This is a genomic window from Vibrio sinus (genome assembly GCF_023634645.1).
Lineage (GTDB): Bacteria > Pseudomonadota > Gammaproteobacteria > Enterobacterales > Vibrionaceae > Vibrio > Vibrio sinus.
Genome location: NZ_JAMKMR010000001.1, coordinates 138,437 through 163,103, shown reverse-complemented (window position 1 = coordinate 163,103; position 24,667 = coordinate 138,437). Strand labels below are relative to the sequence as shown.

Sequence of the window (24,667 nt, the reverse complement as noted above, 5' to 3'; positions counted from 1 at the left end):
CTATTACATGCCGCAACGCGGCACAGATCATTCGATGGATAATGCGTTGCTTTAGCTAATAGGAGGTCTATAAAGGGAGTGGATAAAATAATAGGGTTTGACAATCCTATCGCGACCGATCAACACAAGTTGATAGGGTTGCCTATGAAGAGAAAACGCTGGATTTAAAAGACAAGAAGAAACATTGGTAGAGGGACAACAAGAATGCTGGGATACGTCATTCGTGTCGCTACAACATTCGGCTGTGTGCTGGTTCGTTTGAGAATTTATATGTTCAAATTGATCTTGCGAAGTGGACTTGTGCAAAGGTGAAGCGCTGACATTACCACTAGCAATAAATACACTGACTAGCAGTGCCATTATCAACCCGTATAGATGCCAATCCCTTAGTTTCACTATTTACCTGATTCATTCCATTTCATCATCAATTATCGAGCTTAACGTTTGCCTCGAACATTGTCATGTCGATAAGTGTAATTAATTGCAAATAGTCCATTTTTTGAACTGCATTAAAAATTCAATGCATTCATGTGTCTGTGTCAATACTTAAAAAGTGACTTGAATTCCATGTTTGATCATCTATACCTTTAAAATAGCCTGATCACGGAGGAAATGGCATCATGCGACATTGGATCGTTGTAGTTTTTGGTATGCTTTTTTTTGGAACGGCGCTCGCAGAGACCATTGATATCGTTGAGCTGAAAGAAGAATACGAAAGGCCTAAAAGTATTCCCTTCCCTGAAAATAACCAATTTTCGCAAGAAAAATGGGTGCTAGGTAAAGCACTGTATTTTGATCCCAGACTATCCAGTTCAGGCACACAGTCTTGTGCCACCTGCCACAATCCGAGTTTCTCTTGGGGAGACGGAATGGGGTTAGGTGTTGGTCATCAGCATCAGCAATTAGGTCGGAAATCTCCTACGATTCTAAATTTAGCTTGGGATGAGATCTACATGTGGGATGGTCGCAAAGCAACGCTAGAAGAGCAGGCATTAGGGCCAATGGAGTCCGCTGCAGAGATGAATATCGATATTAAAGACCTGCCAACAATTCTCAATGAAATACCTGGCTATGCAATCCTATTCAAACAAGCATTCCCAAATCAAGCAGATCCAGTTTCGGCCGAAAATGTCGCTAAAGCTATCGCTACATTTGAGCGCACCGTGGTGTCTGGAGAAGCACCGTTTGATCGCTGGATAAAAGGGGATGAGAGCGCCCTAACCGATGAAGAAAAGCGAGGCTTTATCGTATTTAACACCAAGGCCAACTGTGCGGGTTGTCATTCAGGATGGGCGTTTACCGACAGTAGCTTCCATGATATTGGACTGAAATCCGAGGATATTGGCCGAGGAAAGATGTTGCCCAAAGTTGAGAAAATGCAGTTCGCTTTTAAAACAGTCGGATTGAGAAACATCGAGTTGCGTGGGCCTTATATGCATGATGGCTCGCTTAAAACATTGGATGAAGTGGTCGATCACTACGACTCCGGTTTTGTAAAACGCCCTAGTTTATCTGATGAAATTGAAACACTTAATTTGACCACGGCAGAAAAAAAACAATTAGTGGCATTTTTGAAGACCTTAACCAGTGCGGATGAGCCAGTGTCTATGCCTGTATTACCAAGGTAAAGTTTTGAGGTATGTTATGAAAACTATTTTCTATTTTGTATTGCTGTTTTTTTCATTTGGTGCAATTGCATCGACAGATGTTATGGAAGGCGATGACGCTAAATCCAGCTATGAAGCATCGAAGGACAGTGTCGTCGCACTGATTCAAAAACGAAAAACATTTTACTTACAAGAGCCTGGCAACCCTAAGCTTAAGAGAAAGCCGAAGGAGTTGACCGTTAAAGCGGGCGAAGTTATTTATATTCTTAACAGTGAAAAGAAAATCACACACAACATCTACGATACAACGGATGAATCTTGGGTTTTAACCGCTCAGGAGCCAGGCGATGTCGCAGCTGTAAAATTTGATGACCCGGGTGAACACGACCTCAAGTGCGCCATTCACCCTAAAATGAAAATAAAAGTCATTGTCGAGTAACTTATGATTAAGTTAACCATCAAGAAGATACTTATTCTAAGTTTCTTGGTCATTTTCTTGCTGATTTTAGCGGTGTCCATGTACTCGGTGACATCGTTCGTTAAGTTAGGGAAATATGTAGAAAACATCTATCAAGGGCCTTTACAAACCATAAGCTACTCTCGCTCTGCCCAAGTGAATTTTGGCATGATGAGAAATAGTTATCTGGCCCTTAGCGTCAATGACGGACAATTTGATGAAGAAGAGCTTATCGATCTCATGTCAGAGTACTATGAGATAGGTATTGAAGATCTTGGTGTGGTTGAAGAGTGGTCGAATGAACCCAAATCCCTCGAGTTGATGAAAGAAATTATTGATTTATCGACACTTATTCATGAGTCACTTTTATCTAGCATCGATGGTGAAGACATCGATAGTGAGTTGCTGGCAGAGCAGTTCGAAGAGTTGAACGAAGCATGTGAATTGTTAGTCGAGTACGAAGCGACTTATGGTTTCAATTTTGTTCAATCTGTTGGTTTGGAAGTGCAGAAAACACCGATGATTTTTGGGATGATTTTTGCCCTGTCACTTATATTAATAATTCTTTTAGGTTACTACGTCATTCGTTCCATCAATAAACCGCTCAAACACTTAGTACATAAGCTAGGGTTGCTATCTGAGGGTGATTTGAACCAAGTGCCCGAAGTGTCAAAACGAGGAGACGAATTCAGCGTTATTTCTCAAAGTATCAAAGATCTTATTTATGCAATTGAAGAGATCATTGTTTCCATTAAACACAGTGTACTGAATCTGAATGAGAAATCAGAAGACATTCTATGCCATTCAACCAATACCAAAGAGTCGGTCACCGACCAAAAAAGCTTAGCAAGTGAAACGTCCGATACCATGGTGGTGGCCAAAACCAATACCGATGAAGTGTTGGACTGTTTGACAGAATCAGTGAAAGATTTGAAGCAAACATCGGAGTCAGCAGAAGAGGGTAAAGTTGTGGTCGCCGATACCATTTCAAATGTAAAAGTATTGTCTGAGCAATTTGATATTGTTTCTACTCAAATGGAAGAATTGGAGTCGGATGTTGAAGGTGTCAATTTAATTCTTGAAGCGATCAAAACCATCGCCGATCAAACTAATCTCCTTGCTTTGAACGCGGCTATTGAAGCGGCGCGAGCTGGTGAACAGGGTAGAGGTTTTGCTGTCGTCGCTGACGAGGTCAGGACACTATCAACGCGTACACAAGAATCAACCAACCAAATTCACGAAGTCATAGAGCGATTACAAACCAGTTCCAAAAATGCGATACAAGCAATGAAACAAGGCGCCGAACATACTCAGAATACCTATACTAAAGTTAATCAGGTGGGTGAGACTTTTTCGAAAATCAACTCCAACGTTGACAACTTGATGGTGAAAATGAGTGATATCGAAGATAAAACTTCGGTACAGGGTGAAACCATTAGTCAATTAGATGTGCTGGTGAAAAAAATTACCGCAATTTCGGAGTCGACCTTGAATAATGCGGAGCAAACGTCGCAAAAAAGTCATGAGCTCAGTGATATAGCCCACCAACTTAATGACTTGGTGTCCAGATTTAAGTCTGATAGAGAGCAAGAAGGGACACTGTTTTAATCGCCACGTTCAAGGAGTGATCGATTGGGAGAGTTTGATGATAAGAAACTCCTATGGATGATCAAGTACCTACCTTTGGTGCTTATGGCGGTGTTTATCCTTATCGCAGCGGTACTTATTGTAGGCGAAAACAAAACCTCTCTCCAAGAAGACATCAGCTCTCTTAGAAATAACTTTTACGACAATCAAAAAATCACCATTCGCAACCGAGTCATTAATGTTGTTGAGCAAATAAAAGTAGAAAAACGACGAACTGAGAATAATCTACAACGTAACATCAAAGAAAGGGTGAACGAAGCGGCAAGTATTGCGAGGCACTTATATCAACTTCACCACCAGTCTCAACCTGAGTTAACAAAAGAAATTATTTTAGAAGCGATCAGGCCCATTCGGTATAACGAAGGTCGTGGGTATTACTTTATCTACGATATTAATGGGGTGAACGTGATGCACCCTATTTCCCCAAATCTGGAAGGTAAGAACCTGATTGACCTCAAAGATGCCAAAGGGAATTTGGTCATAAAAGATTTAGCAACCATCGCGCAGACGCAGGGCAGTGGATATCACCGCTGGTGGTGGCCAAAACCGGATGATCTCAAAAGCCAATACGAAAAAATTGGCTATGTGATTAAGTTTGAACCTTATAACTGGTTTATTGGTACTGGTGAATATGTCGATGATGTAGAGAAAGATGACAAGGAAAAATTGCTAGATAGTATTTCCGAATATCGCTTTGATAATGGCGATTATGTGTTTGTTATGGATAGTAAAGGCGCGTTACTTGCCCATCCTAACGAGAGCCTGATTGGTGTTGAACGGCTCGATGTCAAAGATCAGTCTGGAAAGCTTTACATTCGAGAGCTTGTCAACAAAGCCAAAAGTGGCGGTGGATACGTTAACTATTTTTCTTCCTATCGGCCTTCTGGTGCGACGACATCAGACAAATTGAGTTATGTTGAGTACTTTCCAGAATGGGATTGGATTATTGGTACAGGAGTGTATTTAAATCCTATCGAGAATTTCTTGGCCCATCGCGCACAAAGTATGACGGCAAGTAATGAGAGAGAAATGGAGCGGATTGGCAGTATTAGTGCGGCAGTATTGGTTATATTAGCGGCATTTTCTCTCATTATAGGCCGAGCTGTTGGCCAACGTTTTTTGCGTTTACAGGAAAGAGTCGCAAAAAATATTGGCGAGCTAGAAGATACAAGAGATCAGCTGCACTACCAGGCCTACCACGATAGCTTAACCTTGTTGCCAAACCGTCGCCATATGAAAGACTATCTAAATGATCTAATTGAAAAAAACGAGATGGCCGCGATCATGTTCGTAGATATGGACAACTTCAAGAAAGTAAATGATTCTCTTGGTCACCACAGTGGTGACAAACTGCTCACTTTACTCGGAGAACGTTTTGGACATGCGTTGGATAGGGAGCATATCGTTGCTCGATTTGGTGGTGATGAGTTTGTATTTTGCATACCGAAACTCGCCGATCCCATTGAAGCACAGCAAATTGCCAACCAAATCAAAGATACGCTACAAGAGCAATTCTGGGTTTATGGAAAACTCATATATATCAGTTGCAGTGTTGGTGTGGCTCTGTTTCCAAGAGATGGTTCAACGCCAGACGAACTCATTTCTAAAGCAGATACCGCTCTGTATACCGCAAAATCGCGACATAAAGGTCAGATACTATTTTATGACGATGAAATACAGAAGAAAACACAGCACGATTTACTGCTGGAGAAAGAGTTAAGAAAAGCGATTGCTAACGATGAGTTGTATATGGTTTATCAACCGCAGGTCGACCTTAAGAGCGAGAAAGTCGTGTCAGTCGAAGCGCTACTGCGTTGGGAGAATCCAAAGCTTGGCTCGGTTTCACCTGTGGAACTTATCAAAAAAGCAGAAGAAATTGGTATCATCGATCAGATCGGGTTATTTGTCATTGAGAGAACATGTTGCGATTTCAATCAAAACTTTCAAAATGAAGCGTTGGGTTTGTCGATTAACTTATCTCCCAGCCAACTTATTTGTAAAGGGTTTGTCGACGATCTAATTCGTATCGTTGATGACGCAAAACTAGACCATTCCAGAATCACCTTAGAAATAACAGAAAATGTGCTGATTGACGATCTTGAGTCTGTCACACCAACATTAAGTGAACTGAGAAAAGCGGGTTTTTCCGTTTCTTTAGATGACTTTGGTACGGGCTTTTCGTCGTTGAGTTACTTGTATAACTTACCGATTAATGAAATTAAAATTGACCGATCATTTGTCGATAAAATGATGGTCAATGAACAAAGCGATACACTCATTAAAGCCATTGTCGCGATAGGGCATGCCCACTCATCAACGATTGTCGCTGAAGGGATAGAGACTGAGCAGCAGGAGCAGAGATTAAAAGAATACGGTTGTTCGCTAGGTCAAGGGTATCTTTTCTCTAAACCTTTAAAAGTGAACGACTTGCTAATATTTATCGCAAACTCTGAGTCCAACCTCCCGAGAAGTTAGGTGGTAAGGCAGCAACCCCGTGTTGGCGGCTGACTTGACTGTGAAAGAGAGACAGTACCCTTATTGAGTCTTCGGCGAAGTTCCAGATGCGTACGCTCTAATTGTTCTAATCCAGGATGATGAGTTTTTCTAGCGTAATCTATTAAATTATCAATGGTGTCTTTGTGAACCTTTGACTTATCCCTATTCAACCACTTGTTCGTTGATTTTCTCCTTCTTATAAGTTCATGTGTTGTAATCGTCGCTGATCGCCGAAATTCGTGACTTTGAACGATATAGGTCGAGTTTAAATTGCTCAGCGCACCGAACAGCAAATCATGTGCACGTTCATTAAAGTGTTGCAACTCAAAGTTATTGGAAACCTTACCAGTAACGACATCGATTGCAAGCCTATCACTACCATATAAGTTAACTGATTGAATCTGATTACTGTTTAATCTTAGCTTTAGTCGATCGACCAGCTGATCGATAGACGTTGAATATCTAGAATTTCCCCCAGATAAGAACACAGTTAACGAACCAACCTGATCAAAATGACTGAGAAGATTATCCACTAGATGCTCAATGTCCATTCTCACATCGATATTAGCCAATAGAGCAACGTGCCTGTAACTATCATATATGGCTACAATATAGGAGTCTTGACAAATGCAGCACGTGCCTAGGAAGCGGATAGTTGAGTTGGCTTCGGTTAGCGCATATTGGCCTTTAGATACCAGGGCGGAATTGCCTTGGTTTATGAAGGTTAGTTCCATGGCTCTGGCTTTGTTAACTTGTCCTACGATTCTTTTTGTAGATAGCGACTGATACATATGCGTTTGATGGAAACGCTCTTCCTCAGGGCTCATGATTTGGCCTAAATAAGCATATTTTCCCGCGCTTCTATATTTTTGGATAATTTCTTTAATTTTGAGTTCTGTCATATAGCCAATACTTTTGGACAAAACAAGGGTGCGCGTAGATCGGCATACCACGATGGCTCTATAGCTATTGGCTGGCACAACACGAATATTGATGTTTAATCTTGGCTGATGAGACTTACTAGCATATTCTTGATGTAGACGCTGTATTTTACCCCAATGAATACCGTTTGGTTTTATAAAAAAATAGACATCCATTACATGCTTGCCTACGCCACAATTCGGAAAATATCTTTCTAAAAAACGCTTAAATTGTGAATTAACGTTATACGGTTGGCTAGCATGGAAAAGTATTATGTGCTCACCAATAATGGCTAAAACAGCCATACAAGGTGCGAAGCTATCAGAGATAAGAATACTTGTACCTTTTTTCACCTCATTGACACCAACAAAGTTAACCAAATTATCTTCGTGGTTACAAATATTATTGGATACAAGTACATGGCTACAAAATTTTACCTGATATTCGTCTAAGTATTTGTATTCAAGCCTTTTCGTTATGGATTCAGGTTCAGTTAGTTCAATATAGGAAATATTCTCATTGTTCTTTATATAATGTAATTCTTCACTAATATCGTTGTAGTTTTCAGTGGAAAAAATAGGCATCGGTAATATCTTTTTGTTATTGAAATACTGCTAGTTGCATCGATATGCTTATACCGATATGAAACTGAGCACACTGTAATGACGCATGCCGTATTGTTCAAGAAATAATAGTTAGAAGTTTTACTCAATGCTTAATTAATGGGGATAGAGGTTTGCGTTGAATTAAAAGAAGCCTTCTTCTTTCATTTGCTTTAACGTGTTACTCAGATTAGAGATAAGATCTTCGTGGCGAACGTTGAGGTAGTGGTACAGTTTTAGCTTAGATAATGGTGGCTCTAGCATAATAATATTTTTATATTTTAATTGGTTGATATACCTAAGGCCTTTTTGCCGGTTTAGGAAAATGACATCAATTCGACCTTTTTCCAACAACTCAAACAGTTGCTCGTATTTGGAAACAACGTGAACATCCATACCTTTTGTCACTTCTCTAGCATTGATTATTCCTCTTACAATACCGATTTTGTACCCGTTTAAGCTTTGAAACCCGTCAACGCGCATATCGATTCCTTTTCTCGCGAAGACGACATCCTCTCCTGTGACAATTGATATTGGGACCATAACAAGGTTAGGGTATCTGGTATGGATATTTTTAATTCTAAACAGCTCGCCATCCGTTTTGCCGCTATTTGAAAAAAGTAGAGCCCTTTCTGCTGGTAATTCCCTGATATTGATTTGATAGCCAAGTCTACTGTACGCTTCAGTGAGGATACGTTTAGCTTCAGGAATAATGGCTTCACCCTGAATGGCTGAGAAAGTGAGTGTTTGGCTGGCAGCGATGGGACTGCTTAGAAAAAGCATGATGGCGAAGAGTCCGAAATAAGCCTTACTCATAGTGAACCTTTACTCAACTCAAGTTATTTATATTGTAGTTGAATTGGTGAAGTAACTTGGCTAAATCTACGGACTCTCTGCCATCAGTTGTAGTAGATATTAGCGTTTATTCTTGAGGTATCGCTTTCGACGTTCTTCTTTTTTCTTAGCCTGTTCCTCGGCTTTTTTGGCCGCCGCTAGTTCAACTTCAATCAGCTCTTGAGTAATCATGTCTGGTAGCTCGAGTGTAAGCTGCCCAATGGTTCCAGCGCGCAGCTCATGCAATAGAATTTCCGATGCTTTGTGTAAGTCAACATGACCACCCGAGCGTAACGCCCCTCGTTTTCTACCAATAGCTTCCATTAATTCCACATCATTATCCGGGAGCTCGTCAATTTGATACCGCTGAATTAATTTGTCAGGGTAATGGCTTGCCAAATACTCAACGGTATAAAATGCAACTTCATCGTATTCCATAGCGGTATCTTTGACCGCCCCTGTGGCAGCTAGCCTAAAACCACTGTGTGGGTTTTCAACTTTTGGCCAAAGGATTCCGGGGGTATCAGATAAAACAATACCATTTTGTAAATTAATACGTTGCTGCCGACGTGTTACTGCCGGTTGATTCCCTGTCACCGCAATGGTTCTACCCGCTAAAACGTTAATAATGGTCGATTTGCCAACATTGGGGATACCCATAATCATGGTTCGAATATTTTTGCCGATTTCCTCTCTATGGGGAGCGAGCTTACGGCATAATTCGGTAATTTTCTGTACTTCGGCCGGAGTATTGGTGGTAATGGCAATGGCTTTCACGCCCTGTTCTTTTTCGAAGTGTTCAATCCACAATTCGGTCGCTTCTGGGTCAGCTAGATCACGTTTGTTTAGAACTTTCACACAAGGCTTGTTACCGCGTAACTGTGAAATGAGTGGGTTCTCGCTGCTGAACGGGATTCGTGCATCCAGCACTTCTATAATCACATCTACTTGAGGAATGACTTCTTCAATTTCTTTACGGGCTTTATGCATATGCCCAGGAAACCACTGTATCGACATGGTGTAACCTTGCTGTTTTAATTTGGCATGAGTATATACCCAAATGGCCTGATGATGCGAGCTTGGACTATATCAACGTGGGTAAGGTGTTTAGTTAAAAAATGGTTTTAATACATCATCAAGATGTTGACCTTGTCCTAGGGGGAACGATTACAGTGCTTGCAATCGACATAATACATAAGGTAAAGATATGAGTTGTTGCAATAAGCCACCGCAAGGCGGAACATTAAATATGGGGCTGTTTGTAAAAACGTTGGGCGTGACTGCACTTGTGGTTTTAGCCATCGCTTATTTTTTTGGTTAGAGCAGGTATCGGGAATTGTAGTGTATTTCAGAGTTTAGTTTGCTGACTAACTGAATAACGACATCCTCTATGTGTCTGTCTTTTACGGAAACGCATTGTGACATTGCGGTTTGAGGGATGTTAAGTTTAGGCTTTAGTGTTTGGAAAAATGTCCTCTTATTGGTTATATCATCGATGTTCAGATAACGCATATCGGGTAGGGTGTGTGCTTGCAAATACCAACCTTTGAGTTCAAAAAATACCGCTTCGATTTCTCGGTGTTGTATCGACCAGCCGATGAAAGTATACAGTTTCGCTAAATCTAAATCGTCAAAAGTAACACTCATATCTCTACCCTTACTGACATTTTGATTATTATGACTACAAAATAACACATATAAAACAAAATGCATAGTAGGTAAAAAAGGAGTAGAATATGGCCTAAAATCTGCGATTCTAGGCCATAGTGTTAGGTTGGTTAGCTGTCACTTGTTTTAAACTCGGCAACAGCGTTGTCCATTTCTTGCGATTGTGTGGAGACGGAGTTGACTTCTTCTAGGCATGCTTGTGCTGAAGACATGTTGTTTTCCGATATGCTGTTTAATTCGGTTATTGAGTCTGCAACTTGGTTGACAACCACGCCTTGCTCTTCGATGGCAGCTGCAATTCTCTCGGAGTTCTCCTGAATTGATTGCATGTCAGAAATAATATGACTTAGGCTGGCGTCGAGCGTTTTAGACGCTTCCAATGTGCTTTTTCCTTGTTTGTCGCATTGCTCCATATTGACGACAACTTTTGACATCTGAGTCTGAATTGAGGAAACCACGTTGGTGATATCTTCGGTTGATTGGTGAGTACGGCTTGCTAATGCTCTCACTTCATCTGCCACAACGGCAAATCCACGTCCTTGCTCACCAGCACGAGCCGCCTCAATCGCCGCATTGAGCGCAAGTAAGTTAGTTTGCTCAGCGATACCTTGAATAATCGTGACCGCACTACCGATTTCTTCTACATGATGATTTAACGAAGAAATGGACTCTTGGCTAGCATCGAGGGTGGAGGATAGCTGAGTGATGTCATCAACGGTTTTCTCAACCACATCTCTACCATTTTGCGCATTTTCTGAAGCTTGTTGGACACCTTCTGCGGCTACCGTAGTACTTTCCGATATTTCATTGATGGTTGTGACCATTTCTTGAATCGACGTGGTCATAGTACTGGTGTAGTTTGCTTGGGTGTGAAATTGTTCCATAACGTTTTCAAGCACGGAATTCATGTTCGAGGTACTTGCCGACAACTTAGCTGATTTATCCTGCGTTCCGGATATCAAATCCTCCAATTTATCCATGAGTCGGTCAAAGTATTTACTTATCGAAGAAAGTTCGTTATTCCCAGATAGGCTAGAGCGCTGACCTACATTATTGGTACTGGCAATGTTTTCGATAACCTTAAGAAGGGTAGTCACCTGGGTGTTAATAGAGCGAGAAATTTGATACACGATCAACACGATAACTAATATGACGAAGCCAGTTAACGCCTGCTTAAACAGAAAGAGCTGCGACTCTTTAGCCTCAACCGTGTCATTTAATTCTTTCGCAAATTCTTTGAACTGTTTTTCAACCTTATGAGAACCAGCCCGAGTTTGGCCTAAAAGGCCTTCGTTATATTTCAGGCCAATTTCTTTTTTCTGCGCGATAACCAGTTTTGCGTCCTGTATCAGTTGGCTTGATTCTGCAAAATTGATCAAGGATTCATCGAGTTGCCCCACTTGGACCTGTTTATCAAAGTTATAAAGTTGGGCGAGCTCTCGTTGTGCAAGCTTGTTTTCTAAGTTGGCTACTTCAGAGTAATATGCACCCAGTAACTTCTCTTCGTTGTTTAAACCGAGCTTTTCAAAACCCGCAACAAGATTTTGGAAAGATTCCTGGTATTTCAGTATGTCGACTTTGAGTTGACTACTTGGCGGGAGATCATGATCAACAAGAATTTCTGATAGCTGTGATTCCTTGTCTAGGAACAACCCCATATTATCGTTGAATTTTTTTAGATACTTGGCGTCTTTACGTAACAGAAAATCTTTTTCATTTCGTCGCAAGTTTAAAAGACGAATTTCTAGTTGGGCAACTAGGTTAGTGGCTCGATGTAAACTGTCTGTGGTGTGAGTAAATTGAGTGGTAACGAGTACAACGGATACCACACCGACCACTGCGACGGCGCCGAGCAAATATAACTTTTCTTTAATGTTCATTTTTCTACACTATCTTACGTTCCATGTCTTCTCTATTAAGAACGATAGACGCTATTAATATGTATATCAATTATGTTGAAGGGAGATCTATAGCGTTCCAATTTTTGAAACACTATTACATTTGCGGCGATGACAATTCGATAAGACTCTTGCATAGTAGCATTGTGATGTGTTTGGATACGTGATTGGAAAATAAAATGACAATAAATTTAGAGAGATATCAAGGAATCATATTTGATATGGATGGCACGCTGATTGATACTATGCCTACCCATATACAAGCATGGGCAGAAACGGCGAAAGCATTTAATTTTCCTTTTAGTGAAGAATGGTTATATAGCTTAGGTGGTATGCCCAGTTTCAAAATTGCTCAAGAAGTTAACAAAAAGCATCATCTGCAGCTAAACCCCATCGAAGTTTCTGACTTTAAAATGGCTGCTTTTAAACGCAAAGCATGCTCTGGGGAGGTTATCGCTTGCACTTATCAGGTGTTACTCGAGCATTATGGCCAAAAAAAATTGGCGATAGGGACGGGGAGCCAACGAGATGGTGCCATGGCTTTGCTAGAAAAAAGTAACATTTTGCCCAAATTAGACGCCGTAGTCACCGCCACTGATGTTCAGCGCCACAAACCTGAACCCGATACGTTCCTAATGGCGGCTGAAAAGCTCAATCTCAAACCGCAAGATTGCGTTGTATTTGAAGATACTGAGTTGGGTAAGCAAGCTGCTCATGCTGCGGGTATGGACTGCTTTATGATCAAAAATGATCGCTTTTCTTTTCATCCTGTAAGTGGTTAATTCACACCATATAAAGGAAAGTCACCTAACCCATCGTGGTGTAGATGAGCTAGGTGACTTTGAAATAGCGCTATTTGATTTCGATTAACTCGACGTCAAAAATTAAGGTAGAAGCCGCTGGAATAGTACGTGCGCCTCGACTCCCATATGCTAAGTGCGGTGGAATAAACATCCTTATTTTCTCGCCCTCTACCATGTATTGAAGCCCTTCTCGCCAGCCTTTTATAACCTGATTCAGCCTAAAAGAGATGGGTTGTCCACGGTCTACAGAGCTATCAAACACTGTGCCGTCGATAAGGGTGCCGTGATAGTGCACTTTAACGTTACTTTTTGAATGTGGATTGACTTGTCCAACGCCTTCTTTAAGAATTTGGTACTGAAGACCACTTTTTGTCACAATCACGCCTTCTTTGCTGGCATTTTGTTCTAAAAAGGCTTTTCCCTTTTCAAGGTTTTCACCCGCTGATTTGCGGTTCTTTACTTTTTTCGAGATCAGATAAATTAAAAGTAGGACAAGGACGATTGCGAGTACTATGTTTACATCGTTCATTACAGCGCCTATGTAAGTGTTAAATTTTCCCAAGTATACCTAAAATTTGTTCTTTTTCAGTATTGCGTGTCTAATCCTGTTGCCAATCGCGATCAAAATAAGGTTGAGCAGATACAATTCAACAATGCTCAAGTTTTTGTCTGATACACTTAAAGTATCGACAAATTAGCCGATACATAGCATGTAGGACATTTATTTGATCGGTGGAGTCATGAAGTTCATAGCGTTGACAATTTTGGTATTAGTGGTAAGTGGATGCTCTTTCCTCCCTAAAACGTTTGATATTTATGGCGAGCGGAATATGTTAGATGTGGCACCTCAAAATGCTTCGGACGTCAAATACCCTACATGGGGTAGTGCAACGCAAACCCCGACAGCAGGGGTCATGGGACCATTTGGTCAGACTCGAAGCTCAAGTTACAATTCTTTAGAAAAGTTTTTACTGAAAAATGGTATCGATTACGAAGTATTGCCAGGTAATTACATCATGGTAAAAGTAAAAGATACCATCAAATTCCACACCGGATCATCAGTGGTATCTGAACAATCATCAATGTGGTTAGATAAGATGGGTCATTACCTATCACGAGAGCCGGGTATTGATATTGTCATATCAGGTCATGCTGACAGCACAGGCCCAATTTCTTTCAACGATAGTTTATCCATAAGAAGAGCCAAAGCGGTTAAACAGCAACTGATCAACAGCCGAGTTTCAAGAGACGTTATTTACACTCGAGGATACGGTGAATACGTGCCCGCATGCACGAACCAAACTCGCTGGGGCAAGGCGTGTAATCGTCGAGTAGAAGTGATGTTTATTGTATCCAACAATTGATCAACGGCCCTGTGGTTTCTTAAGATTGTCTGTTGTGAATCATATATTATTGTTATTAAATAGATTATTTTTGTAACCCCTAAGACTATTTAAAAAGTTGTAGTTTATTAATCACTTACTTACCCTAGTATATTTAGCAAAATTAATTGTCACGTTTTGGCTATTCGTAACGGACAAGTGATCTTCTTTCCATACGTTTTCTAACCTCTAGTGATCTTCTGCGCACTCATCCCATTTTCTATTCATAGAGTGAATGTTCTAGTTCTATGTTTGAGCTGAGTCTAACAAATGGAGTCAGCCCATGAACAATAATCAAGGAAAATCCCACATTAATCACACTGAGAAGACCATATATCCATTCGCCATACTCAGTACGATCTTATTTGTACCTATGACTATTTCCTTTAATAGCCAATTTCATCATGGTTGCCTATTCGCTAGAGAGAGGGTAATGATATGAAAGCATTCAATTATGTTACGTGTTTGACTAGCTTGTTAGTGAGTACGTCAGCGCTGTCAGCGCCTCCGGGGAAGGCCGTCATTGATTGGGGACAACATACCTATCAGCTAGTTGAAATCGATAAAGAGAAAAACGCGTATCAGGAAATTGTAGGTAGTGTCCATGATAGCGTGGGCGTTCCTGTGTCGTGGCAGGTATGGAGTGGTGAACCGGCTGAAACCGTGAATGTACTATTGGATGGCCAAGTGGTTTGGAGTGGTGAAGGTTCGCTAAGTAACGCTATATTTGCAGTATCTGAGGGTGGAATGTACAAAATGTCGGTCCAGCTTTGCAATACTGATGGATGCAGTGAAAGTGAGTCAGTCGACCTGACCATTGCAGATACTGATGGTAGTCACTTAGAGCCCCTCAATAAGCCACTTCAAGAAAAAAATCAGCCTTATAGCAACAAAACTGGCAAAGTGGTGGCAAGCTACTTTGTTGAATGGGGAATATATGGTCGTGGTTATACCGTCGATCAAATTCCAGCTCAGAACTTAACTCATCTACTGTATGCTTTTGTACCGATTTGTGGTGGTGACGGTATTAACGATAGCTTAAAACAAATCGAAAATGGCCAATCGTTTAATGTGCTACAAACCTCTTGCGATGGCCAACAAGATTTTGAAGTCAGTATTCATGACCCTTTTGCGGCAATCAATAAAAGCCAAGAAAATGTATCTGATTATGCGCAGCCTTATCGGGGTAATTTTGGTCAACTTATGGCACTAAAACGAGCTTACCCAGATTTGACCATTTTACCTTCGATTGGAGGTTGGACGTTGTCAGATCCATTCTATTTTATGCACGATGCCAGCAAGCGCCAGGTATTTATAAATTCAGTCAAAGCGTACTTAAGGACCTGGAAGTTCTTTGATGGTGTGGATATCGATTGGGAATACCCGGGCGGAGGCGGAGCAAATGCTAATCTTGGAGACGAAAAGGACGGCGAATTGTACGTCACCATAATGCAGGAACTGCGTACTATGCTTGATGAGCTTGAAGCTGAGACAGGGCGGGAATATCAACTTACCTCGGCCATTGGAGTTGCTGCAAACAAGATAGATGTCGTCGATTATTCTCAGGCACAGCAATATATGGACTACATTTTTTTGATGTCGTATGACATGTTCGGTGCATGGGACTTAAACATCTTAGGGCATCAATCTGGTTTGTACGAAGCCAGTCATCAACCTGCGGTGACACATACTGCGGATCGCGGCGTTAATCGATTGTTGCAACAAGGGGTGAGTCCAGCAAAAATAGCCTTGGGTGTACCTATGTATGGCAGAGGCTGGCAGGGAGTCACCGATTACACGGATGATAACCCGATGACCGGGAAAGCGACAGGCCCCATTAATGGAACTTGGGAGGCTGGCATGTTGGACTACCGAGACATTGTCGATAATCATTCAGGGTCCGGCTGGGTCACTCGGTACGATCAACAAGCCCAAGCTTCTTACCGCTGGAATGAAGAGACGAAAGAATTAATCAGTTTTGACAATAAGGAAGCGGTAAAAGCAAAAGGGCAATATGTTATTCAGCATGGGTTGGCTGGGCTCTTTTCATGGGAAATCGATGCGGATAACGGCGAAGTGCTCAATGCGATGCACGAAGGGTTAGGGCATGGTGATGGCGATACGCAGCCCCCGTCAAACTCAGCACCGATAGCAAACGCGGGTGATGACCAAAGTGTTGTAGGGCCTGCTGATGTGATTTTAGATGGCTCTAGGTCATATGATCCGGACCGGGACAACATCAGTTATACTTGGCAACAGACCTCAGGTGACAACTTAGTCCTAACCGACTCAAATAATGTAAGGGCTAGTGTGTCAGTGCCCGCAACAGATTCTCCGGTGAGCTATGGATTTAGTTTAATGGTGACCGATGAAAGCGGCCTTTCAAGTAGTGACGTAGTGAACATAACTAATCAGGTAGCGCAGGATAATCAACCACCAACGGTTACGCTACCCGTTGAAATTCGAGTTGATAGTGAGGAGACCTTTTCTGTCACCGCTCAAGCATCAGATCCAGATGGTAATGCTTTAACATACTCTTGGAATGTTGGTTCAGAGTTCGAGATTGTATCAGGGCAAGGAAGCGCCACACTGAGTTTAAACGCACCCAAAGTAGAAGAGTCCGTAGAACATGGCTTGTCATTATCAGTTTCAGACGGTGATTTGTTGAGCTCGGCGCAGACGAGGATTGTTGTGAATCCGATATCTGAGGGTGAAGAATGTCGTCTGACTGATCCTAATGCTGGAAACTTTGAATCATGGAGCGCGACGAATATTTACGTCAGTGGAGAGCAAGTGAGTCACGATAATCTAGTTTGGCGAGCTAAGTGGTGGAATCAAGGGAGCGAGCCAAGTTTGTCCGCAACTCAATGGCAATTGGTGAGTGATATTGAGTTGAGCTGGAATGCAGATCTAGTGTTTGTCGGTGGTGATGAAATCAACCACAATGGCCGTCGTTGGAAAGCCAGATGGTGGAACCAAAATTCTGAGCCAGGTATCAATCAAGTGTGGGATGACATTGGTGTCGCGAGTTGTGAATAGTGCTCCGTAATCTAATTGGTTTCTATGAAACCGGCGACATGTCTACCCTATGTCGCCTTTTTTCTTTGATAGATATTCATTGGCCTCGTTAGCCGACAGTAAAGTCTTCCCCTTTTCCTGGCACGATGTTGTAGCTACATTTTGCTCCGTTGTACTCTTCTACCCGAATATCAGGGTTGGCCGGGCCTTTTGCAGATACGTTAAATTGACACGTTTTTGAGGCGAAGAAGCTTTTACCGAGTTGGTTAGTGATATCCGACGTTTGATAAAGTGTGACAGTATAAGAAACGTTGAAATCTGCGCCTTGATTGAAGCCAAATCCATAAACTAATGGGTTAGTGTCATTATCCAATTTAAAATCGTAGGTTTGACCTTCGTTTTTTCCATCTTTATCGGTGAAGTAGGCCGGTTCACTTGCAGATGTTATCGTTAAACGCCCTAGCCATACAGACTGATCCGCACTGGCTTGATCGGTTAGTGAGATATGATGCCATGTATGTGGTGCGCTACTTTGTGCCCAAGCGCCACCAGCCAACAGCATAGATAACATAGCGATAGAAACTGACTTCATGAAATATCCTTTTAAGTAAAATATGTTAATTATCAATTGTTTAATTACAGAAACTAAATGTTAATAGATAATCATTATCATTTGCAATTGTATTCGTGTGTTTGTTTATGAAATCTTATTTGCCGATTAAAGCATTGACTTCGATAAATTGTTTTTGTCGTCACGGGCAAAATGTTTAGTTTTACGTCCGCTTATTTCGGGTGCATATTTGCGCGAGATTCATGGTCGTTTTTCATACCCGTTTTTATCTTTGTTAGAGGCTACAAAGTTGGCAAATATCTTCGTAACAGTGCGTAAGTCAAACATCTCTGCCCCAGTTATCGCATTAACACTGTTTGCGGTGGCTTCAGGCTATTTGATGAGTCTAGTTCCATTAATTTTGCCGTATTATGGGTTAGATGTTGGCATGTCTAGTTGGCTTGCAAGTACATTTTATGCAGGGTTGTTACTCGGTACGTTATTCGTTGAACCCATATTGAGTCGTTATGGGCATAGACATGCTTTTGTAGGCTGCCTACTTGGGTTTATTTTAAGTGTTGTTGCGCTACCGAGCCTGACGAATATTGCATCTTGGTTAGCAGCGCGGTTTCTTGCTGGTTACGCTGAGGCTGGCTTATTTGTTATCGTCGAATCTTGGTTATTACATGGTGATGAGACGACAAGAGCAAAGCGTTTAGGTGTATACATGGCAGCGCTCTATGGTGGGACGTCTATTGGGCAATTTGGAATCAGTTTGTTTGCAACATCCGGGGTTGTACCTTTTCTCACTATTCTCGTTATCTTATTGATTTCAATTGTAGTGATAATGTTTGGCCATTGTCAGCAGCCAGAAAAACAGGTATCAAGTCCACTGTCTCTAAAGCGAATTGGACAACTGAGTCAACCAGCATTGATCGGCAGTTTGGTCTCCGGACTCACCATTAGTGCCGTTTACGGGTTAATGCCGCTTGAGCTATTAAACATAGGTTTACAGCACGAATATATCGGCAGTCTGATGGGGCTCTTTATCATTGGCGGAGTGATGGTCCAACCCATTGTTCCTTGGCTGTCAAAGTCATTGAGTCACATTGTATTGATGGTGGTGTTCTGCTTGTTTGGCAGTGTGGCTATCGCTGCTGGGTTAGTTGGACAAGGTGTTGGCGTATTGAGTATCAGTCTATTTGCGTTGGGGATGGCCATGTTTGCGTTGTATCCCATTGCGATAAACTTAGGTTGTACAAAGCTAGAGCCTGATGCAATTGTCCCTGCCACTCAGGTTATGCTGTTTGTTTATAGCGCAGGCTCTATTGTAGGGCCCTTGATCGCTGAAATGTTTATGCGTGAAGAGCATGGCTTGCTAGGCTATTTACTCGCAACACTAGTGGTCACATGTGGGTATATGCTACTTGCAAAAGCGAGAAATCGCTATGTCGTTACTTAACACTAAGTCCACCGATCATCTCGGTGGACTTGTCTTCATTAAACGCGTTATTCGTGTGTTTTACTCATTTCAAAGGTGAGTAGTGTTTGAGTATTTTTGGTTAGCTCATGTTGGCTGATACTATAATTACTTGATGCTAAATCAAGATCTTGCCCGTTAAGTAAAACCTTGTTCACATAAATATTTTGCTCACTATTGTTTTTGGCATCGATAATCAGCTCTTTGGCTGGCTGCTGATCATACGCGGGTACATTGATGGTGATCTGATTGAATATAGGGCTACCGAAATCAACGCGATCTGTTCCTGGTACCGGGTGAAGACCGATGGCACTGCTTGCATACCAAGCAGAGAGTGATCCTGTATCTTCATCGCCTAACCAGCCTTTGGCTCCTTCACCAAACAAGCTATATATCTCGTCGCCATTTGAGGATGTACCTAATGGTTTATCTTCAAAGCAAGCATAATTCGACTCGATAACGCCTGACTGAGCCCGGTTCGGATCCATCGCATTCCTCAATATACATTGTGCTTTCCATGGCGTGTTAGTGTAGTTATACAAATAGGTGTAGCCAAACGATGGTTGATTATTAATGCCAAATTGGCCGAGACCAATATGTTGTTGTTCTTTCGCCTCGTGAATTTGGTCACCATATCGTCCTTTTTTGCCATCAGAAATACTGGTAAAAAACTTATCAAGTTGCTTCTCTAATGCCATTTTCGGATCTTGTATCCCATTGGCCGAGGCAAACATTTGTGCTAGCGCCGGTACGTCATATTGCATGTAGAACATAAACTGGAATGGGCCGCCTTCGTTAAAGCCATACCCCCAATCGTACAAGTCACCCTGTTTCACCCAATTGCCACTGCTGTCTTTTGGCAAAAAGAGGCCCTTCAACGTTTCAGTGCTACCGTCAGGATATTTCACCTCATATGCGTCGTTGGAATTAAAGATATTGGTAATAAGTTTTTGTGATTCTTGTTTAGCCAGTTGGGCACGCTCCAAAGCGAGGGCTTTTAGAGATGCATCTGTGGTCGTTTCCGCAATGTTGGTTGCCATATTGGCAATACAAGCGTCATCGTAAGCAAAATCTAGTGTCGCAGCGGCGTGTTCATCTTTGGCCTGCCAATTACTGGAGACATAGCCAATATTTTCGTTTTTAATGTCTTTATAGCCAAGGCGACCACATGTATCTCCTTGAAGGCAATGTTGACTACTTGATGGGTCGGTTGAAAAATCTTTCCAAACGGCATCTAAAGCATCTTTAGCACTAAAGCCCTTGATACCTCGTATATAGGCGTCTGAGACAATACAGTCTCCATGAGTGCCGGTCATTGATTTCTTGTAACCGGGTGAGGCCCATTTGGGTAGCCAGCCACCTTCCTTATAGGTGTTGATGTATCCTTGAATGATGTTGCTTTCAATATCAGGGTAAACCAGGCTATAAAACGGATACTTGCTACGATATACATCCCAAGTTCCTTCATCTGAGAACATGTAGCCGTTAAAAAGCAAAGGGTTGCCAGTTTCATCGTTACGGAAACCTTCTTGATCAAATGGGCTTCGATGAAAAATGTAATCGTAGTGACGGCTACCATCTTTATTTTCCGTATAGCTGGCGTCGCACTGGCCATTTTGCGCGTATTGACTGCATTCGAACCACGCGTGGGGATTGATTAAAGTACGGTAGAGTGCCGTGTAAAATGAGGTGAGTTTAATGTCAAAATCATTTTGGCTAAAGTTGTCGCCAGAGATTTGAACACGTCCTAAGTATTCATCCCATATTTGTTTATTTCGCTCAACGAGAGATGTGAAAGACAGCGGCTTCCATTGATGTGTTATTTTATTGGTGGAGCCAACTTCATTCTCTAAATTAAATTTTGCTTGTGCTTCACTGGTATAGCTGGTGCCAACCAATGCTGCAACTTCATTTGCATCAAAGCTAAATTTTATATAAATATCCTGGTTGCTACTTGAGACCGAGCATTCACTTTGGCTTTGGCACAAGTCATCCGATACTTGAGTTGCGCTTTTCCATGCCGTTATGTTCGTCGGTTTTACAACAGATTGTGTCTCTGGGTCGATAAACTGGATATTGAAGAAGTTTTTATACCCAAACTACTTCAAGATGCAGGATTCAGAGCGATGTGAGTGGCCCGATTTAAGGAAAAGGTCTGCAGGAATGGCCATCCATTTCAAAGTCCTTTGACGCGAAAGGGGGCCACTCACACCGCTCCCAAAGGGCGAGTAGATAAGGCTTCACTGCGTCGTTAGGGATGTTCGACGTAGAATGACTATGCCTCACATCCCTGCCTAGCATTGAAGCCTTATCTATCTCGCTGAAACTCGCATCTTGAAGTAATTTGGGTATAAAATGATTTGGTAGCCCGTAGTTATCGGTGCCTTCGCCCTTATTTCGTCCGCTGTCGGTATAACCAGAAAAGCTCGCTAGGTTTTCTTTATCCCACGTTAACGCCGAGCCATCTGAGCCGTTTTTTCTTTCTGCGCCTGTCGTACTGTGTGTGGTAGGCAGACTAAGTATCACTTGAATGTGACCGTTAGGGTTTTTGAAAACAAAATACCCACTTCTTCTGGTAGAAGTCAGCTCCGTGTTGATGCCATTGTTGAAGGTAACTTGATATTCATAGGCATTGGCCTTTTCATCTGCAGTTTTAAAGTTGCCTTCCTGAATTAGCCCATATTGAGGAGTGCCATTGTAGCCTTCATTGACGGGCATCAGTGAAAAGAATCCATAATCGCCTAAACCGCCGTATTGTGAACCTTGGTGTGACAAACGAAATCCGGAAAGGCTGCTCTTACCATTGACGTACGTTTCCTTCCCAGCGTATTTATTGTCCATTTGAGGGGTGATCAACACCATTGGCATGGGGAGCGCGACGTAGGGTTTTTTATTGCCGTAGGAGGTGGTGTTGTCGTTATATGTACCAATTAAGGGGTTAATATATTGAGCAAGGTTATTGTCAGCAGATTTAATCGAAGATGGTATTGCTGGCTCATTAGCAAATGCGGTCGAAGACAATGCAGCTGTAATTAAACATGGAAGGTAGGCTCGTTTAATATTTAAAATAAGTGTCCTTTTGTTTGATAAATATAATTAATAACTGGGTATATGGAGTGTTATTGATTTGTGGGGAATGAGTGTAGTAGAAAGGAAATAGAATAAATATTGGAGTAAAGTGATATTTTCTGGACAATTGTAACCTCCAACATTAAATGAGAAGGTTATTAAAATTACATACTTTTCAGTAATCAATACGTAAAAATAACGCAATCCGTATCTTTGAATGACTGGGGGATAAATAAGGGCCACCTCAATTCTATAGTGGCCCTTGGGTATATAGATTATTTTATCGCCATACGCCCCATTCGCCTGTGGTACCCGGTTCGTCTCCTACAGTCCACCATTGGGCAGTCCACGATTGTCCATTGTGCTCAACGACTTCTCCTCCGTGGTAGGTGGCGGTCGCACTCCAAGTCGAACCAGGTTGGTTAGACCCTCCGTCACCTCCTGATGAGTCATGGACGACCGTAAAGCTATATAACGCCTCTTTAATCACCCCATTGTAAGTAATGGTTAAGCGGAAGCTAAGTTCAACAGGAAGCGCACTGGTTATTGAGCCTGTATCGATGACCAATAGATGATTCTGGCCAGAGCTTGTGGAGACTGTTGGCCCAGAGACTTGTGACCAGCTTGCAGAGTCTGGTTCGACGTCGCTATCGTTGGTAAACAAGTACAGAGTATCGCCGTGAGTCACTTGTGAGCCTTCTAGAAGTACCGGTATTTTGGGAGTAATGATAATATTAAAGTCATCATTGGGCTCACCAGTAGGGATGATCGTTAGAGTGCCATGCAGACTCGTATCTCGTGACTGGAAGTAGTTTCCATGCAGCTCCCCTTGGAAGTACATATAGTGGCTCATTTCGTCATGCCAGCGGCCAATAACGACATCACCATTATGGTTTTGTTGGTAAAAACCAGTGACATCAGCGGCAAGAAGTCTGTCCCAGTCATTGTGGTTAGATTCAGTAATAACAAGCTCGAATTGGCTGTGAGGTTGACCTTGTCCGTTGTAAACCGTGTATTTTACGGTATCGCCGATTGTGGCTGAATCAAGTGATATTTCTTCTGGTATGAAAAGATCACCTTGGGTTAGGTAAGGTTCGGATGGCTCTGTCGGATCTGTTCCAGAGTCATCAACAATATTGATATCACTACAGTTATAAAACCCTTCGCCTGCTGAGTCGTCTCGTTGCCAACGAACAAATAATACCGCTGGGCCAGTACGATCTTCAGGAATATTAATATCCATTAGGTATTTACCAGCATCATTGACAGGGATATCACCATAAGAATTAATAAGCTCCAAATCACCCCAAGCTAGAGGCTGAGTTAAGTCTGCACTCGGCTTAGTCAAATATATTCTCCAAAATGAGGGGTTATGTGGTGCCGTAGCATTAAATATAAGTTGCGACTGTCCGACGGGCATATCTGTTTTTTGCCATGGAATACTGGTACTTGCCATGCCACTTTTTTGTTCATCGTTGGCATAGCACAAAGTGCCATCCGGAACAGATTGCCTGACGGCTTGTTCGTTATTGAAATCGGTAATATTTTTTGCAAATTCATTTCGTTGCACAAAAGGGTAGGTCCCAGACAAGTCCAACGCTTGCGCACATGCTGGATCAGGAGGAGTACCATTCCAAAGTCCACCTTGGTCGTAACAAAGGCTTTGTCTTGCTATAGGGTGTTCTGTCCAACCATGAGCAGAAACTTGAGCACACATTAAAGAAAAAACCAGTATTGTTAAACCTCTACAACCCGTGAATAAAATGTCTAGGTAATTGTTTAATTTCATGACAGCCTCCAATTATATTTCCCTGCTGTTTTATTGAACAATGAAAAGCTTATTGTTAAAGCGTACTAATAATTTGGAGGCTGGTTTTTGAAAGAATAATAATTGGAATAAAGATCAACGCATACTTTTTGAGAGAAATTAAATAGATTATTCAATAGTAAGACTGTGATGTTTTACTAATTAGAGATGATTACTATTGAAATGTGTTGAATTAAAAGGGAAATATTACTTGTTTTTATATAAATCAGTGATTTAATTTAAATAACAAAAATAGGTGTTAAGCATCTATCTAGTTGAAATAGGTATAGTTATATTCTGAAGAGTTTTCTTAAGAGATATTAATTGTTATTTTTATTACAATATATTCACAAAGCAATACTTGAAGTCAGAATAAAGAAAGACTACCAGTGGCTGCGCAGACAGCCGCATCTCGAAGTGACTTGGGT

18 protein-coding genes are annotated in these 24,667 nt (G+C 41.7%); 8 read left to right on the top strand and 10 right to left on the bottom strand.

Annotated elements, in window-relative coordinates; translation table 11 throughout:
• Positions 1 to 620 precede the first annotated feature (620 nt).
• Genes M9194_RS00645 through M9194_RS00630 form a run of 4 tightly spaced genes read left to right on the top strand, consistent with a single transcriptional unit; the run spans position 621 to position 6,186 of the window.
• Complete coding sequence (locus M9194_RS00645; protein WP_250610290.1) at positions 621 to 1,628, top strand: cytochrome-c peroxidase; 1,008 nt, start codon at positions 621 to 623, stop codon at positions 1,626 to 1,628.
• A gap of 16 nt (positions 1,629 to 1,644) precedes the next feature.
• Complete coding sequence (locus M9194_RS00640; protein ID WP_250610289.1) at positions 1,645 to 2,046, top strand: cupredoxin domain-containing protein; 402 nt, start codon at positions 1,645 to 1,647, stop codon at positions 2,044 to 2,046.
• Between the two features lie 3 nt (positions 2,047 to 2,049).
• Entirely contained in the window at positions 2,050 to 3,672 is a 1,623-nt protein-coding gene (locus M9194_RS00635; RefSeq protein ID WP_250610288.1) for a methyl-accepting chemotaxis protein, read from the top strand.
• A gap of 24 nt (positions 3,673 to 3,696) precedes the next feature.
• Positions 3,697 to 6,186, top strand: a complete 2,490-nt coding sequence (locus M9194_RS00630) for a bifunctional diguanylate cyclase/phosphodiesterase (RefSeq protein ID WP_250610286.1) — start codon at positions 3,697 to 3,699, stop codon at positions 6,184 to 6,186.
• On the opposite strand, the gene M9194_RS00625 is transcribed toward M9194_RS00630, so the two are convergent.
• The 5 genes from M9194_RS00625 to M9194_RS00605 form a co-directional block, all read right to left on the bottom strand.
• Positions 6,183 to 7,712 carry a hypothetical protein gene (locus M9194_RS00625; protein WP_250610284.1) on the bottom strand — a complete coding sequence of 510 codons (1,530 nt, stop codon included), beginning with the start codon at positions 7,710 to 7,712 and terminating at the stop codon, positions 6,183 to 6,185. The genes M9194_RS00630 and M9194_RS00625 overlap by 4 nt on opposite strands.
• A 162-nt stretch (positions 7,713 to 7,874) precedes the next feature.
• Entirely contained in the window at positions 7,875 to 8,546 is a 672-nt protein-coding gene (locus tag M9194_RS00620) for a substrate-binding periplasmic protein (protein ID WP_250610282.1), read from the bottom strand.
• 99 nt (positions 8,547 to 8,645) lie between these two features.
• Entirely contained in the window at positions 8,646 to 9,581 is a 936-nt protein-coding gene (gene ylqF / locus M9194_RS00615) for a ribosome biogenesis GTPase YlqF (protein ID WP_250610280.1), read from the bottom strand.
• Positions 9,582 to 9,881: 300 nt separating this feature from the next.
• Positions 9,882 to 10,211: a hypothetical protein gene (locus M9194_RS00610; RefSeq protein ID WP_250610278.1), complete on the bottom strand. Its 330-nt coding sequence runs from the start codon at positions 10,209 to 10,211 to the stop codon at positions 9,882 to 9,884.
• Between the two features lie 131 nt (positions 10,212 to 10,342).
• A complete protein-coding gene (locus M9194_RS00605; RefSeq protein ID WP_250610276.1) occupies positions 10,343 to 12,112 on the bottom strand; it encodes a methyl-accepting chemotaxis protein in 1,770 nt (589 codons plus the stop codon).
• 197 nt (positions 12,113 to 12,309) lie between these two features.
• On the opposite strand from M9194_RS00605, the gene M9194_RS00600 reads away from it, so the two are divergent.
• The gene (locus M9194_RS00600) at positions 12,310 to 12,912 is read left to right on the top strand and encodes a beta-phosphoglucomutase family hydrolase (protein WP_250610274.1); all 603 of its coding nucleotides are present in this window, start codon (positions 12,310 to 12,312) and stop codon (positions 12,910 to 12,912) included.
• Between the two features lie 70 nt (positions 12,913 to 12,982).
• On the opposite strand, the gene bamJ is transcribed toward M9194_RS00600, so the two are convergent.
• Positions 12,983 to 13,462, bottom strand: coding sequence for a BamJ family beta-barrel-assembly machinery protein (bamJ, locus tag M9194_RS00595; RefSeq protein ID WP_250610272.1), 480 nt, complete (start codon positions 13,460 to 13,462; stop codon positions 12,983 to 12,985).
• Between the two features lie 211 nt (positions 13,463 to 13,673).
• Here bamJ and M9194_RS00590 point away from each other — a divergent pair, with 211 nt between their 5' ends.
• Positions 13,674 to 14,297 carry an OmpA family protein gene (locus M9194_RS00590; protein ID WP_250610270.1) on the top strand — a complete coding sequence of 208 codons (624 nt, stop codon included), beginning with the start codon at positions 13,674 to 13,676 and terminating at the stop codon, positions 14,295 to 14,297.
• 456 nt (positions 14,298 to 14,753) lie between these two features.
• Complete coding sequence (locus M9194_RS00585) at positions 14,754 to 17,354, top strand: glycosyl hydrolase family 18 protein (RefSeq protein WP_250610269.1); 2,601 nt, start codon at positions 14,754 to 14,756, stop codon at positions 17,352 to 17,354.
• Positions 17,355 to 17,442: 88 nt separating this feature from the next.
• Here M9194_RS00585 and M9194_RS00580 read toward each other — a convergent pair whose 3' ends face one another.
• On the bottom strand, positions 17,443 to 17,925 hold the full coding sequence (locus tag M9194_RS00580) for a hypothetical protein (RefSeq protein WP_250610268.1): 483 nt from the start codon (positions 17,923 to 17,925) through the stop codon (positions 17,443 to 17,445).
• Positions 17,926 to 18,193: 268 nt separating this feature from the next.
• On the opposite strand from M9194_RS00580, the gene M9194_RS00575 reads away from it, so the two are divergent.
• Positions 18,194 to 19,345 (top strand): MFS transporter, encoded by a 1,152-nt coding sequence (locus M9194_RS00575; protein WP_250610267.1) that lies wholly within the window; start codon positions 18,194 to 18,196, stop codon positions 19,343 to 19,345.
• A 47-nt stretch (positions 19,346 to 19,392) separates the two neighbouring features.
• On the opposite strand, the gene M9194_RS00570 is transcribed toward M9194_RS00575, so the two are convergent.
• The 3 genes from M9194_RS00570 to M9194_RS00560 form a co-directional block, all read right to left on the bottom strand.
• The gene (locus M9194_RS00570; RefSeq protein ID WP_250610266.1) at positions 19,393 to 21,351 is read right to left on the bottom strand and encodes a glycoside hydrolase domain-containing protein; all 1,959 of its coding nucleotides are present in this window, start codon (positions 21,349 to 21,351) and stop codon (positions 19,393 to 19,395) included.
• Positions 21,352 to 21,505: 154 nt separating this feature from the next.
• Positions 21,506 to 22,384 (bottom strand): hypothetical protein, encoded by an 879-nt coding sequence (locus tag M9194_RS00565; protein WP_250610265.1) that lies wholly within the window; start codon positions 22,382 to 22,384, stop codon positions 21,506 to 21,508.
• A gap of 328 nt (positions 22,385 to 22,712) precedes the next feature.
• On the bottom strand, positions 22,713 to 24,221 hold the full coding sequence (locus M9194_RS00560; RefSeq protein ID WP_250610262.1) for a lytic polysaccharide monooxygenase: 1,509 nt from the start codon (positions 24,219 to 24,221) through the stop codon (positions 22,713 to 22,715).
• Between the last annotated feature and the right edge of the window lie 446 nt (positions 24,222 to 24,667).